This window comes from Deinococcus rhizophilus (assembly GCF_030271215.1).
Classification (GTDB): domain Bacteria; phylum Deinococcota; class Deinococci; order Deinococcales; family Deinococcaceae; genus Deinococcus; species Deinococcus rhizophilus.
Genome location: NZ_JASNGB010000012.1, coordinates 22,243 through 35,777, shown reverse-complemented (window position 1 = coordinate 35,777; position 13,535 = coordinate 22,243). Strand labels below are relative to the sequence as shown.

At 70.2% G+C, this 13,535-nt stretch carries 14 protein-coding genes and 1 pseudogene; 7 read left to right on the top strand and 8 right to left on the bottom strand.

Annotation, left to right across the window (positions count from 1 at the left end; genetic code table 11):
* From QOL99_RS03140 to mnmD, 5 genes and pseudogenes are all read right to left on the bottom strand, one after another.
* Nucleotides 1-272 (bottom strand): annotated as a pseudogene (locus QOL99_RS03140) (class I SAM-dependent rRNA methyltransferase); the annotation flags it as partial.
* Between the two features lie 131 nt (nt 273-403).
* Nucleotides 404-1,321 (bottom strand): phospho-N-acetylmuramoyl-pentapeptide-transferase, encoded by a 918-nt coding sequence (locus QOL99_RS03135; protein ID WP_285521240.1) that lies wholly within the window; start codon nt 1,319-1,321, stop codon nt 404-406.
* A gap of 142 nt (nt 1,322-1,463) precedes the next feature.
* Nucleotides 1,464-2,462 carry an isocitrate/isopropylmalate dehydrogenase family protein gene (locus QOL99_RS03130; RefSeq protein ID WP_285521238.1) on the bottom strand — a complete coding sequence of 333 codons (999 nt, stop codon included), beginning with the start codon at nt 2,460-2,462 and terminating at the stop codon, nt 1,464-1,466.
* A 35-nt stretch (nt 2,463-2,497) separates the two neighbouring features.
* Nucleotides 2,498-3,466 carry an NAD(P)/FAD-dependent oxidoreductase gene (locus QOL99_RS03125; protein WP_285521236.1) on the bottom strand — a complete coding sequence of 323 codons (969 nt, stop codon included), beginning with the start codon at nt 3,464-3,466 and terminating at the stop codon, nt 2,498-2,500.
* Entirely contained in the window at nt 3,463-4,143 is a 681-nt protein-coding gene (mnmD, locus tag QOL99_RS03120; protein ID WP_285521234.1) for a tRNA (5-methylaminomethyl-2-thiouridine)(34)-methyltransferase MnmD, read from the bottom strand. The genes QOL99_RS03125 and mnmD overlap by 4 nt, the downstream gene beginning before the upstream one ends.
* Nucleotides 4,144-4,420: 277 nt before the next feature.
* On the opposite strand from mnmD, the gene QOL99_RS03115 reads away from it, so the two are divergent.
* Entirely contained in the window at nt 4,421-5,557 is a 1,137-nt protein-coding gene (locus tag QOL99_RS03115; protein ID WP_285521232.1) for a transposase, read from the top strand.
* A 17-nt stretch (nt 5,558-5,574) separates the two neighbouring features.
* On the opposite strand, the gene QOL99_RS03110 is transcribed toward QOL99_RS03115, so the two are convergent.
* Entirely contained in the window at nt 5,575-6,063 is a 489-nt protein-coding gene (locus tag QOL99_RS03110) for a YsnF/AvaK domain-containing protein (protein ID WP_285521231.1), read from the bottom strand.
* 91 nt (nt 6,064-6,154) lie between these two features.
* Nucleotides 6,155-7,000, bottom strand: coding sequence for a PRC and DUF2382 domain-containing protein (locus QOL99_RS03105; RefSeq protein WP_285521229.1), 846 nt, complete (start codon nt 6,998-7,000; stop codon nt 6,155-6,157).
* A gap of 289 nt (nt 7,001-7,289) precedes the next feature.
* On the opposite strand from QOL99_RS03105, the gene QOL99_RS03100 reads away from it, so the two are divergent.
* The 5 genes from QOL99_RS03100 to QOL99_RS03080 all read left to right on the top strand — a co-directional run bounded on the left by QOL99_RS03100 (nt 7,290) and on the right by QOL99_RS03080 (nt 12,332).
* The gene (locus QOL99_RS03100) at nt 7,290-9,314 is read left to right on the top strand and encodes an elongation factor G (protein ID WP_285521200.1); all 2,025 of its coding nucleotides are present in this window, start codon (nt 7,290-7,292) and stop codon (nt 9,312-9,314) included.
* Nucleotides 9,315-9,382: 68 nt separating this feature from the next.
* Nucleotides 9,383-10,405 carry a threonine aldolase family protein gene (locus QOL99_RS03095; protein WP_285521199.1) on the top strand — a complete coding sequence of 341 codons (1,023 nt, stop codon included), beginning with the start codon at nt 9,383-9,385 and terminating at the stop codon, nt 10,403-10,405.
* Between the two features lie 55 nt (nt 10,406-10,460).
* Entirely contained in the window at nt 10,461-11,411 is a 951-nt protein-coding gene (locus tag QOL99_RS03090; protein ID WP_285521198.1) for a CPBP family intramembrane glutamic endopeptidase, read from the top strand.
* A gap of 17 nt (nt 11,412-11,428) precedes the next feature.
* Nucleotides 11,429-11,635 carry a hypothetical protein gene (locus QOL99_RS03085; protein ID WP_285521196.1) on the top strand — a complete coding sequence of 69 codons (207 nt, stop codon included), beginning with the start codon at nt 11,429-11,431 and terminating at the stop codon, nt 11,633-11,635.
* A 37-nt stretch (nt 11,636-11,672) separates the two neighbouring features.
* Nucleotides 11,673-12,332, top strand: coding sequence for a hypothetical protein (locus QOL99_RS03080; protein WP_285521194.1), 660 nt, complete (start codon nt 11,673-11,675; stop codon nt 12,330-12,332).
* Between the two features lie 52 nt (nt 12,333-12,384).
* Here the strand turns inward: QOL99_RS03080 and QOL99_RS03075 are convergent, their stop codons facing one another.
* A complete protein-coding gene (locus tag QOL99_RS03075; protein ID WP_285521192.1) occupies nt 12,385-12,885 on the bottom strand; it encodes a DUF456 domain-containing protein in 501 nt (166 codons plus the stop codon).
* Nucleotides 12,886-12,947: 62 nt separating this feature from the next.
* On the opposite strand from QOL99_RS03075, the gene QOL99_RS03070 reads away from it, so the two are divergent.
* Nucleotides 12,948-13,532 carry a peroxidase-related enzyme gene (locus tag QOL99_RS03070; protein ID WP_285521190.1) on the top strand — a complete coding sequence of 195 codons (585 nt, stop codon included), beginning with the start codon at nt 12,948-12,950 and terminating at the stop codon, nt 13,530-13,532.
* Nucleotides 13,533-13,535: the final 3 nt, after the last annotated feature.

Genomic DNA, 13,535 nt, shown 5'->3' with positions numbered 1-13,535 from the left:
CGGGCCACGTTCGCCGCGTGCCGGGCCTCTGCCGGGCGGCGCTTGAGATACACGGCGGCCACGCCGGGCAGGGCGCCGCAGGCCGCCGCCAGCGCCTCCTCCTCGCCCGCCGAGAGGTCCGCGTACAGGCTCAGCACCGCCGCGTCCCCCGCCACGTCCAGCGCGAGGACCCCACCTGTCTCGGTCGTGTGCGCCGTCCGGTAGACGGTCGTGCCCCCCGCGGGCAGGTGGGCGCGGCGGGCCAGGAGAGCCGGGAGGTCGGGGGGCTTCACCCGGCAAGTGTAGGGGGTGAGTGGGAAGGGGAGAGGGGCCAGTGGGGAGTGGGGTCAGGGGGGCGTGGAAAAAGAAAGCGGGATCCGACGCATCCGCTCTGGCTCCCACTTCCCACTCCCCACTTCCCGCCCTAAGGCCTGCCCCCCAGAATCCACCACACGGCCGCCGTCGCCACCGCCGTGATCACCCAGAAGCGGGTGGTGACGTGCGTCTCGGGCCAGCCGCTCAGCTCGAAGTGGTGCTGGATGGGGCTCATCCGGAACACGCGCTTGCCCCGCGTCCTGAACGACACGACCTGAATCGCCACGCTCAGCACGGCCACGACCGGGATGATCGCCGCCAGCGGCAGCAGCCAGACGTCGGCGTACAGAACGTAGGCTCCCGCTGCTACGGCCCCGATCGCGTGGCTGCCCATGTCTCCCATGAAGACCCGCGCCGGGTGCGCGTTGAACCACAGGAAGCCCAGCAACGCGGCCACCATCAGCGCCGAGACGGGCGAGACCGCCAGCAGCGGCAGCAGCACGATCATGGCGACGCCCGCCAGCAGCCCGTCCAGCCCGTCCGTGAAGTTGAAGGCGTTGACCGCGCCCACCATCACCAGCGTCAGCAGAATCACGTCGAGCACGGGTCCCAGGCTGGGCAGGACCTCGTGCGAGGCGAGCGGCGCGGCAAAAATGGCGAAGGCCAGCCCCACCACGAATTGCAGCGGGAACTTCTCGCGGGCCAGCAGTTCCTTCTTGCCCCCCCCCCGCATCCGCGAGACGATCTTGAGCCCGTCGTCCAGGCCGCCGATCACGCCCATCGCCAGCGCCGCGAGCATGATCAGCAGTTCGCGCGGCCCACCCGCGTTCCCGGTCAGGTACAGCGGGAAGAACACCAGCGCCAGCGCCAGCACGAAGGCCACGCCGCCCGCCGTGGGCGTCCCCTCCTTTTTCAGGTGCGTCTGCGGCCCGTCCGCCCGGATGGGCTGGCCCCAGCCCCGCGCCTTGCTCAGCCGGATAAAGAGGCCCACGAGAAACCACGAGAGAAGGGCCGCCACAACCATCATGGGCGGCTCCAGCGGGGGCAGAGGGTCATGGAGGGGCGCAGCATCTCAACCGGGGAGGGTAGCACGGAGGGGGGCCGGGTCCGGCTGCCACAGGGAAGGGGCCGGACCCGCGTCGGCATCCGGCCCCCTGCCCCCCGCAGGCCTACAGCCGCGCGATCACCGCGTCGGTGAATTCCTTCGTCCCGGCGGTGCCGCCGAGGTCACGGGTGCGCGGCCCCTCGGTGAGCACCGTGTTCACGGCCTCGTCGATGCGGCGGGCCACGTCGTGCGCCCCGAGGTGATCGAGCATCAGCACCGAGGCCAGCATGGTCGCCGTGGGGTTGGAGATGCCCTGCCCCGCGATGTCGGGGGCCGAGCCGTGCACGCTCTCGAAGATGCCGAACTGGTCGCCCACGTTCCCGCTCGCGGCGATGCCCAGCCCGCCCACCAGCCCGGCGGCGAGGTCCGACAGGATGTCCCCGAACATGTTCGTCATGACCATCACGTCGAACTGCGAGGGGTTGCGCACCAGTTGCATCGCCGCGTTGTCCACGATCATGGTGTTCGTGGTCAGGCCCTGGACGCCCTGCGCCTGCTCCAGCACGCTGTCCATGAAGAGGCCCTGGGTGACGGGCAGCACGTTCGCCTTGTGAACCACCGTCAGCTTGCCCCGGCGCTTGAGGGCGAGGTCCACCGCAAAGCGGCCGATGCGGTCGCTGGCCTCCTTGGTGATCACGGTGTCGGCGATCGCGGTGTCGCCGTAGCGCCGCTCCTGCTCGACGTAGAGGCCCTGGGTGTTCTCGCGCACGATCACGAGGTCCACGTTCTCGTAGGCGCCGGGGACCGGGCGGGTGCGGGTGGGGCGCACGTTGGCGTACAGGTTGTACTTGCGCCGCAGGTGTCGGATCGCGCCGAAGAACCCGTCGGGCTTCTCGCCGCTGGGGCTGGTCGCCGCGCCGAAGAGGGTCGCGTCGGTGTTCTCCACGGCCTCGTAGGTGGCTTCCGGCACGCTGGTGCCGTGGTCGAGGAAGTACTCGTAGCCCGCCTCGGCGGTCACGTACTCGGCGTCGAGGCCAGCGGCTTCCAGCACGCGGCGGGCGGCGGGGATGACCTCGTGGCCGATGCCGTCCCCTTCAATCAAGCAGATGCGGTACTTCGCCATAACCCGGTCAGTGTAAGCGGTAGATGTGCCCTCCGTTACGGTACGCCTGTCCGCAGCACGTCACCCGCCACGTGACGCGCCAGCAGCGGCCCCAGCAGGAAGCCCTTGCTGCCCAGCCCGGACAGCCGCCACAGGCCGTCAGACTGCCGCCCGGCGACGAGGCCGGAAAGCCGGGTACCGCTCCAGCGTCCGGTGACCCGCACGCCGCGCAGGTCGGCCAGGGCGTCCCCCCGGTTGAGCAGCCAGCGCAGCGAGGCGGCGGGGAGGGTCGGCTCCTGCCACGTCGGCGTCGGTGCCTCGAACGTCGCCCCCAGCACCCCTGTCCCCCCCGCTCCCGGCGCGAGGTAGGCCCCGAAGCTCACCGGAAGGGTGGTGACGGGGCGGTCCAGGGTCAGCAGCGTCCCCGCCCGCTGGGCGCCCTCCTCACCTGCCCAGCCCGAGCCCACCGCGCCGCCGCACCAGACCACCGCGTCCCCGTGCAGCCCGGAGCCGCCCTCCAGCGTGACCGAGCGGGCGTCCCAGGCGGTCACCCGGCCGCGCACCACCTCCGCCCCGCTCGCGCCCAGCAGCGCCGCGCAAAAGGCCGCGCCGTCCAGCCAGCCTCCACCAGGAATCAGCAGGGCGTGCGGCCAGCCGGGAGAGAGGGCCACGGGAACCTCCCCCGGCGTCAGCCAGCGGTGGGGCAGGGCCGGGGGGAGGTTGCGCGCGAACTTCGCCCGCGTGCGCTCGTCGGGGACCGGGCGCAGCACCCCCTCCTGACCGTGCGGGATGGGCCAGCCCGCCGCCTCCAGCTCGCGCACCAGCGCCCAGGTCAGCGCGAGGCCCTGGGGCGCCCGCCCATCGACCTGCCCCGACTGCCCGCGCACCGGATTGAGCAGGGCCGAGGGGACGTGGCTGGCCGCGTGAACCCCGGCGTCCACCACGGTCACCTGGGCTCCCCCCCGCGCCACGAAGTACGCCACCGACGCCCCCGCGACGCCGCCGCCCACGACGATTACCCTCATCGCCGCACCGCCCGCAGATGCTCGCGCTTTCCGGGGGGACCGGGGCGGCGCCCGACCTCCAGGCCCGCCGCGGCCAGCGCCCGGCGCACATGTCCGGCCGCGCTGTAGGTGGTCAGCACCCCACCCGGCGCGATGGCCGAGGCCAGCCGCCCCAGCACCTCCGGCGTCCAGACCTCCGGGTTCCGCGCGGGCGAGAAGCCGTCGAGGTAGAGGGCGGTCGCCCAGTCCTGCGGAAGCTGCGCGGTCCGGACGTCCCCGAACCAGATGGTGAGGGAGACGCCGGAGCCCCGGACCGTCAGCGGGTCCGGTCCACCCCACCCCGCCAGCACGTCCTCCCAGACGGGATGGTCGGCCCCCTCGCCGCCCCCGGCCACCTCGCGCAGCACGTCCACGGGCGCGGGGTCGAACTCGTAGGCCAGGTAGTCCAGCGGGACGCCGCGCCGCGCACACCGGGCCAGGGTCGCCCGGAAGTTGACCCCCAACCCGAACCCCACCTCCAGCACGCGGGGGCCGGGGTGCTCGTGCGTGCCGCTCCCCTCCACAAAGACGTGCCGGGCCTGCGCCGCCGCCCCGTTCCGCGAGCCGTACGCCTCGCCGTAGCGGGTGCTCAGTGCGGTGCGCGAGCCGTCGGGCGTGAGCAGGATGGCCCCGGCAGGAGAAGAGTCGGCGTCGGTCATCGGGCCGCAGGATAGGGCCTGCCCTCCACGGCAAACCGCCCCCGGTGAAGTCCGGCGGCGGCAGGGGAAAAGCGAGTAGAGGAAAAGCGGATAGACGACTTCAGGTTGAACAGTCTGGGTCACTGTTCGACCCGGGCGAAGCGAGCAGGAACAAAACGGGCGCCGGGAAAGGAGTGACCCAATCGGCGCCCTCCCGGTTCGACAACGGATTGGACTCAAGAGTTGCAAGGGGTGAATATTCGCAGAAAGCACGTCTGGGACGTGCTTTCTTGTTTGTGTGACCAAAGCCAGCGAAGCCTTCCCAGACGCGTCCGAACTGTACCGCGCCGTGATGTCGGACTTGACCCCCACTCAGCAGCGCACCTTCAGTGCGCTGCTCGACCTGTTCCTGACCACCGAAAAACGGACACTCCTGAATCAGGTGGAGACATGTTCTGCGAGCACGGCCAGTCGCTGTCTCAATACCCTGACCCAGACGCTGCAACTGGGCGAACACCTTCGGGCATGGCAGACGCGCTGTTTGCGGAAGTACGCCCAGAAGCAGCGGGGGAAAAAGCCCTGGTTGGTGCTGCGGGTGGACCTCACCAGCATCGAGAAGACGGGAACAAAGTTGCCCTTCCTGCGGACGGTCAACGGCGTTCACGGGCTGCATCTGGTGGTGTTGCATGTCAGCATCGGGAAGCTCAGCTTCCCGGTGGGGCATGCCATCTATGACCCTGCTCAGCCTGAGGTCACGCCCATCCACCTCGCCGCTCGGCTGCTTCAACGCTTTCACCCGTATCAGTGGGGGGACTTTGAGCAACTGGTGCTGATGGACGCGGGCTTTTACAGCGGTGAGTTTCTCGACCTTCTGCGTTGGTGGGGCTTTCGGCACATCAGTGTGGGTGGACGCAGCAACCTCCGTTTGCGCGACGGGCGGCGTCTTCGGGAGACCTGCCAGGGGGAGCAGATTGAACTGGACTCCGCGCCGGGCTTGCCCCTGTGGGTGAGCTGGGTGGACCTGCCCCGTGACGGCACAAAGAAGCGGTTTTTCGTGTTGGATACCCAGCCTGGATCGGGCCGCACTCTGGTCCAGCGTCACAAGCGCCGCTGGTTGATCGAGTCGTTCTTCAAATCGGCCAAGCACGACTTTGGCCTCAAAGAAACCCGTCTCCGAACGGAGACGGGCATCTTGAGCTGGCTGTTGCTGGTCATGCTCAGCACCTCACTGGCCCTCTGGGCGCAGTGTCTGGCCGGGATGACGGCGTGGCGCAGTCCCCGCTGGAACCTCACGCTGGGCGAGGCTGCCGCTGACCTGCGTGACGTCCTTCTCCCTCAGCAGGTCGCCCGCAGACTTCAGTCTGCCCTCGCCCGACTACAGGCCCTCCACGCCACCGTCCCCTCACCTGCATCACTGCATTTCTGCAACTCTTGAGTTGGACGGAGACCGTTTTACAGGGTGGGGTCGGGGTCGATGGGCGAGGGCATCGTCCGGTCGCGCACCAGGCCCTGGGGATCGTCCACGGCGAGTTCCTCGCGGCGCAGGGTGATCTCCTGGGTCTGGGTGTAGGTCCGGGCTTCCTTGGCGACCGTCACGTCGGCCAGCGCATAGACCTGTTTGTCGATCAGCGCCCGTTCCTCGTACAGCGCGACCTCGTAGACACGGCCCACTTCCAGCTCCTCGCCGTTGAGGGTCGCGCGGCCGCCCGTGTTGTCGCGCACCGTGATTTCCAGGTGCTCGCTGCGCAGCGTGATGGGCACGTTCTCCTGCCGCTCGGTCACCACCCGGCGGATGGTCACGGCCCCGGCCGCCTCGGGCACCACCTCGACCGTGGCGCGTTCCTCGTGCAGTCGCAGGCGCTCGAGCACCTCGCGGCGTTCACCGGTCCCGCTCAGGCCAGCGTCAGTGATCCGTTGTTCCTCGGGTCTGTGGTCGTCCATGGGAATCCTTTGTGATGCAGGTGCAATGAAAGGAGGCGGGGTTGCCCCCGCCTCCGCCCCCGCACTCTCGTGGCAGAGGCCAGCTTCCGGTTTAGCGGCGACCGTTGTTGTTGCGGTCGGTGTCCGTCATGGTCGTGCTGGTGGTGGTGTCGCCGTCCTGCATGCGCACCTCACCGGTCTTGTTGACGTCCAGCACTTCGCGGCCGACGGTCTCGGTCACGGTCTGGGTGTCCGTCACGGTGCGCTTGCCGATCTCGACTTCCTCAACCACGTAAGCCTGCTTGCCGACATTGGCCCGCTCGGCTTCGAGGTCCACCCGCACGGTCTCGCTCGCCGCGCCCAGCACTGCGCCGTCAACAGGACGGGCGTCGGTCACGGCGTGGCGCTCGATGACGACTTCCTCGCGCTGCAGGCCCACATTGACCTGCTCCTGACGGGTCTCGACATGCTTGCCGATCTCGACGGCCCCGGCCTTGAAGCGCTCCTTGTTGACGGTCAGGCGCTCCTCGAGCAGCTGCAGACGGTCAGGGGTGCGGTAGGCCCGCTCGCGGTAGGCGGTCTCGTCGGTGTCAGCGGCCCGCAGGACGCGCTCGTTGGTCTGCTGGAAGTGGGTGTCGGTGTAGGTCTGGTCGTAGCGGTACTCTTCGAGGTCGCGGACCTGGTCCTTGGTCAGGTTGTCGAAGTACACGCCGCTGTCGTCAAAGCGGGCGTCACCGACGGGCACGACGACTTCCTTGGAGGAAAACCAGCCGCCCACGTCGAGGATCAGGTAGCGGATGCGGCCGCTGCTGGGGTCGACCAGCGCGTCGCGCACGGTGCCGACCTTCTCACCGTTGTACCCGTAGGCGGTGTTGCCGCTGGGGTTGTAAACGCCCGCGTTGTCGTACATGTTGTCGCGGCTCAGGTCGGACAGGCGCATCAGGTTCATCTGGGTCATGTGGTGCCTCCATGAATGGAATGGTGCTTCTTGGCGTGCAGGGCGAGGAGTTCGCCCCTACCCGTAGCAGTTTGGCTGCGGCCTTCCCGGCGCGGCTGAGGCCCGTCTAAAGCCCGTCCTGGGCAGACCTTGATCAGAACGTTATGTTCGTCACCCTGTGGGTGTATGCTCGCCCCACACAAAGCTGAGCTGGGATGCAGATGGTTGCGGTGGCCGTTCGCCCGCCTGTTCGTGCGCCCCTGCCGCGTGCAGGCGGGCGCTCCCCGAACAAAGGTCAGGTGGTTTGTCCGTGCAAGACGGCAGACAGGAACTTCCGGTCCGCGTGGTGAGCCTGGTGGGTCACAGCGGATCGGGCAAGACGACCCTTTCCGAGGCCCTGCTGGTGCGCGGCGGGGCCCTGACGCGGGCGGGCCGGGTGGAGGACGGCACCACCCAGAGCGACCACACCGACGCCGAGAAGGCCCACGGCTTTTCGGTCACGACCGGGGTGCTGCGCCTGACACACGCGGGCACCGACCTGACCTTGCTGGATACGCCCGGCTACGCCGACTTCGTGCGCGAGATCCGGGGGGCGATCCGGGCCGCCGACTCCGCGCTGGTCCTCGTGAGTGCTGTCAGCGGCGTGGAGGTCGGCACCGAGCGGGTGTGGGCCACCGCCGACCGCTTTGCCATGCCCCGGATCGTGCTGATGTCCAAGATGGACCGCGAGCGGGCGAATTTCTCGGCGGTGCTGGCCGACATCCGTGCCAGCCTCCGGGGCAACGTGGCGGCGGCCTTCCTGCCCGTGGGCGAGGGACCGGACTTCCGGGGGGTGGTGGACGTACTGGACACCGATCCCGCCGACCCCGACCTTCCCGCCGAGGTCCGCAGCGCCCTGCCCGAGGCCCGCGAGGCGCTGATCGAGGCCATCGCCGATACCGACGACGGGCTGATGACCCGTTACCTCGAAGGCGAGGACCTGACGGCCGAGGAACTGCGCTCGGCCTTCCTGCGGGCCGTCCACGCGGGCACGCTCTTTCCGGTGCTGCCCGTCTCGGCGGCGACGGGGGGCGGGCTGGGCGAGCTGCTGGACCTGATGGTGCGCGGCCTGCGCAGCGCCCAGGAACGCGGCGTGGTGACCGGCGTGGACGGCCAGACCCGAGAGCCGACGCCCGAGGCGCCCTTCAGCGCCCGCGTGTGGCGGGTCAGCGTGGACCCGTTCGTGGGCAAGCTGGCGCATATCCGGGTCTGGAGTGGCACGCTGCGCCCCGGCGACGCGCTGCGCAATACCACGCGCGGCGCGGACGTGAAGCCCGCCCATCTCTATGTCATGAGCGGCCACGACCTGACGGAAGTGCCCGAGCTGCGGGCTGGAATGCTGGGCGTGCTGACCAAGCTGCCCGAACTGCACACCGGGGACACCCTGGCCAATCCCGCCCAGCCCATCGAGTACGACCCGCTGATGCTCCCCGACCCGGCCCACACGGTCGCCCTGGTGCCGCGCACCCGGCAGGACGAGGACCGCCTCGGTGCGGCGCTGGCCCGCCTCCTTGACGAGGACCCCACCCTGCGTTTCTCGCGCGAGGAGCAGACGGGCGAGCTGCTGTTCGCGGGCATGGGCGACATGCACACGACCATCGCGGTCGAGCGGCTGGCGGCGCTGGGCGTCAACGTGGAGACCCACCTCCCGCAGATTCCGTACCGCGAGACCATCCGCGCCACGGCGCAGGCGCAGGGCAAGCACAAGAAGCAGTCGGGCGGGCACGGGCAGTACGGCGACTGCCACCTGCGCCTGTCGCCGGGCGCGGGCTTCTCCTTCCGCTCGGAGGTCGTGGGCGGCGCGATTCCGGGCAAGTACCTGCCCAGCATCGAGAAGGGGGTGCACGACGCGATGGCGAAGGGACCGCTGGCGGGCTACCCCATGCAGGACGTGCAGGTGGCGGTGACGCACGGGTCGTACCACGACGTGGATTCCAGCGACCTCGCCTTCCGCACCGCCGGGGCGCTGGCTTTCCGGAACGCGGTGGAGGGAGCGCGGCCCACCCTGCTCGAGCCCGTGGTGCTGCTGCGGGTGCGGGCTCCGGCGCAGTTCACCGGGGACTTGATCGGGGACCTCCAGACCCGCCGCGCCCGCGTGCAGGGCATGGAGCCGGAGGGCACCGTCATCACGGTGACGGCGGTCGTGCCCCAGGCCGAACTCCAGACCTACAGCGCCGACCTGCGCTCCATGACCGGGGACCGGGGGGCCTTCAGCGTCAGGCCCCAGGGCTATCAGGACGTGCCGGAACACCTGGCGAAGAAGATCGTGGAGGCGCGGAAGGCGGCGGTAGGGTAGGTGGGGGGAGGCCGGAAAGGAACCTGCGACGGCGCACCGCGCCCGGCCTCCCGCGTACCATTCTCCCCATGACCGCCGCCCCTCCCCGCGTCCTGGCCGACCTTCGCTCCGACACCGTGACCACGCCCACCCCCGAGATGCGGGAGGCGATGGCGCAGGCCCCCGTGGGCGACGACGTGTACGGCGAGGACCCCACCGTCAACCGGCTTCAGAGCGAACTCGCCCGCCTCGCCGGATTTGAGGCGGGCCTGTTCATGCCCTCGGGGACCATGACCAATCAGGTCGCCATCGCCCTGCACACCCGCCGGGGCGAGGAGGTCATCTGCGCCGAGGGCTCGCACATCTACGAGTGGGAACTGGGCATGATGGCCGCCTTTTCCGGCGTGGTGCCCCGCTTCGTGCCCGCGCCGCTGGGCGTGCCCGACCCGGAGGCGGTGCGCCTCGCCGTGCGCCATAGCGTTCACCAGTCGCCCACGGGGATGATCAGCCTGGAAAACACCCACAACAAGGCGGGCGGGACGGTGCTGCCGCCCGAGGTGCTGGCCGCTGTCCGGAGCGTGGCCGACGAGGAAGGCCTGCCCCTGCACCTCGACGGGGCGCGGGTGTTCAACGCGGCGGTGGCGCAGGGCGTGCCCCTCTCCGAGATCACCCGGCACTTCGACACCGTGAGCATCTGCCTAAGCAAGGGGCTGGGGGCCCCGGTCGGCAGCGTGCTGCTGGGCAGCGCCGCGCAGATGCGGCAGGCCCACCGCTACCGCAAGATGATGGGCGGCGGGATGCGCCAGGCTGGGGTGCTCGCCGCCGCCGCGCTCGTCGCCGTGCGCGACGGCCCCGCCCGGTTGAGGGAAGACCACCGCCGCACCCGCAGGCTGGCCGGGGCGCTGCTGGAGGCCGGGTACAGCGTGAATATGGCCGCCGTGCAGACCAACATCCTCTACGTGACCCTCCCGGACGCGGCGGCCCAGGTCGCCCGCTGGGCTTCAGAAGGCGTGCTGGCGAGCGCCCTGGGGCCGGACTCGGTGCGCTTCGTGCTGCACCATCAGGTCGGGGACGAGGCGCTGGAGGAAGCCATCCGGGTGCTGACCGCCTGAGCGGTTCGCCACAGGGGGAAGCGGGCCAGCCGACGGGCGCGTCATACTGGCCCCCATGACCGCCCCGGACCGGCCCGCTTCCCCCAGCATCCCGGAGGTTCCGGGGATTCGCGCCGTGGACGGCAACCGCGCCGCCCTGACTCTGTTGATCGCCCAGAATGTGCTCTCGGCCGTGTTCATCGGGCTGGGGATGCCGCTGGGGACGGCGCTGCTGTTCTCCTTCGTGGGGAATGCGGTGCTGGCCCTGACTGTCTTTCGGCGCCCCATGGCCGCCCTCTTCCGCGACTCGCGCTGGCGCACGCCGCCGTCGTGGGGGCTGTCGCTGGCGGCCTTCGTGCTGGCCTTTCTGGCTTCGCGGGCCTTCGTGCTGGTGTACGTGACCCTGGTGCCGCAGTCGGCCGACGCGATTCCGCAGTTCGTGAGCCAGGGGCCGGACCTGTGGGTGCTGCTGCTGGCCGCCGGGCTGCTGATTCCCTTCGCGGAGGAGGTCGCCTTCCGGGGCCTGATGCTGCGCGGGCATGAGCGGGCGGCAGGCTTCACGGTGGCGGCGGTGACGACCTCGCTGGCTTTCGGGATCGCGCACGGCGTTCCGGCGAGCGTGGTGGGCATCATTCCGCTGGCCTACGCGCTGGCGCGGCTGACCCAGCACAGCGGCAGCCTGTGGAACGCGGTGATCGTCCACGCGCTGAACAACACGCTGGCGGTGGCGCTGGGAAGCGTGCTGGCCGGAAGGTTGCCCGACAACACCGAGCAGGCGAGCGAAGCGCTGAGAAATCCGGCGCTGGCGGTGCCGGTCGCGCTGGGCGCAGCCCTGTTCGGCGTGGCGGTCCTGACCGTGCTGCACCTGTGGCTGACTCCGAAGGCCGACCCGCAGGAACGGCAGGCGCGGGGGCCGTGGCTCAGCGCGGCCTATGTGGGCGTGGTGCTGTTCGGGGTGCTCGCGGCGACCCTGACCCTGCCCGCTGTGCAGCAGGTGCTGACCGATCTGCGCGGGGTGATGCGGTAGGCGCGGTGCTGGAGCGGTTGCGAATCCTCGCCCGGAGACCGAAGGCCGATCTGCCGTTCGTTCCGGCGGGACTGTGGCGGGCGCTGCGCCTCGTGCCGCCCGCCGTGCTGGCGGAGGCCCGCGCCGAGGGTGCCGCTCATCCCGCACGGCTGGCCCGTTCCGGCTGGGGGCTGGCGCTGACCCCAGGGCTCTCAGCTCTCGCGCTGTGGAATTGGTGTCCGTAAGGGCCATCCGATTCGGTCTGGGGCTAGAGTGCCCCCGATGGCCCGCCCGCGACCCACACCCGCCCCGCCTCCCACCGCCCCCCTCGCCGCCGAACTGCTGGGCGGCCCCACGGCCTTTTTCCAGAGGCTGCGCCCTGCCCCGCCGCTGCTCTGGCGCTACGTGCTCCCGCCCGTGCTCGCGGCGCTACTTGCGGGGGTGGTCTACGCCCTGCTGCTGCGGCCGGTGGTGGAGGCGACGGCAGAAGGAGCTGGGGCGTTCGCGGCCCACGCGATCAACGTCTTCGGCACCTTCTTCCTGACCGTGATGGGCGCGGCGCTGATGGCGGGACTGGGCGGGCTGGGGGCGGGGCGGGAGGGCCGGGCGCCGGAGGTTTACGGGGCGACCTTCGTGCTGCTGCCGCCGCTGTATGGGGCGCTGGGGGTGCTGCTCCTGCTGTCGGGGACAGACCCGAAGCAGTTCGCTCTGGGGCAGGAACTGGGACAAGTGGTGCTCGGAGAGATCATGCAGGGCAGCCTCTACCGCGTCACGGTCCTGCTGCTGCTCCTCGCGCCGCTCGCCCAGTTCGCGCTGGCCTACCGGGGCTTCCTGACCCTGACCGGGGACCGCCGCCGGGCGCTTCTCGGCACGCTGCTGCCCCTGCTGCCCGTGCTGGCGGTGACGGCGCTGGGGCTGGCTCCCCTCCTGGCGGCCTGGTAAAGCCGTCAGCACAGAGGGCCGGAGCCTGCGCCCCGACCCCCGAAGTCTGTGCTCAGCCGAAGATGCTCCTGGCCGGGTCCCACAGCCGCCACAGCTCGTACACGCCGATCAGCAGGTGCAGCACCAGCTTGGCGGCGATCCCGGTCAGCAGGCCAATCAGGGTGCCCCAGGCGGCGCGGGTCGCGTCCAGCACGGGTTTGCGGACCACGAACAGCTCCGCGATCAGGGCCCCGGCGAGTGGTCCCACGATCAGGCCAAAGGGGATAAAAATCCCCAGCAGCCCGCCGATCAAGGCACCCCACACGGCCTGCTTGCTGCCCCCGTACTTCCGCGCCCCCCACGCCGAGGCCACGTTGTCGATCATGGAGATCAGGAAGGTGATGACGGCGAAGGTCAGCAGAAAGGGCAGGTCGGGCCAGACCTGAAACCCGTCGATGAAGGTGGCGGCGACCGTCCCCGCGAAGATGATCAGCGTGGCGGGCAGCGCGGGCACGAAGGTGCCGACCATGCCGACGATCCAGGCGACCAGAAAGACCAGAAAGGCGAGACTCATACGCTGCTGGGATACGCGGGGCGGGCGAGGGGAGTTCCGGCCCCGCCCGCTAAGCTGTGCCCATGACCCCACCCTCTGAAAAGGCCACCCGGATTTCCTACCTGCCCGTCCCCGACGCCTCCGGGGTGCCCGAGGGCGTGAGCAAGCTGTGGGGCAAGGCCGAGGCCAACATGGGCTTCGTGCCCAACGTGTTCCGGGCGCAGGCGGTGAACGGCGAGCAGTTCCTGGCGTGGTGGAACTACTTCAACCTGCTGCTGAACAAGGAGGGCTTTCTCTCCAACGCTGAGCGCGAACTTGTCGCCGTGGTGGTCAGCGGGGCCAACCGCTGCCTGTACTGCGCCGTGTCGCACGGGGCGGCCCTGCGTCACTTCAGCGGCGACCCGCACAAGGCCGACGCGGTGGCTGTGAACTGGCGTCACGCCACCCTGACCGAGCGCGAGCGCGTGCTGTGCGAGTACGCCGAGAACCTGACCCTGCGCCCCGCCGAGGTGACCGAGGCCGACCTGGGGCCCCTGCGCGGGGTGGGCCTGGACGACCACCAGATCATGGAACTCGTGCAGGTGATCGGCATGTTCAACATGACCAACCGCGTGAGCAGTGCGCTCGGGTTCCAGCCCAACGCGGAATACTACGCGCAGGGCCGCTGAGGA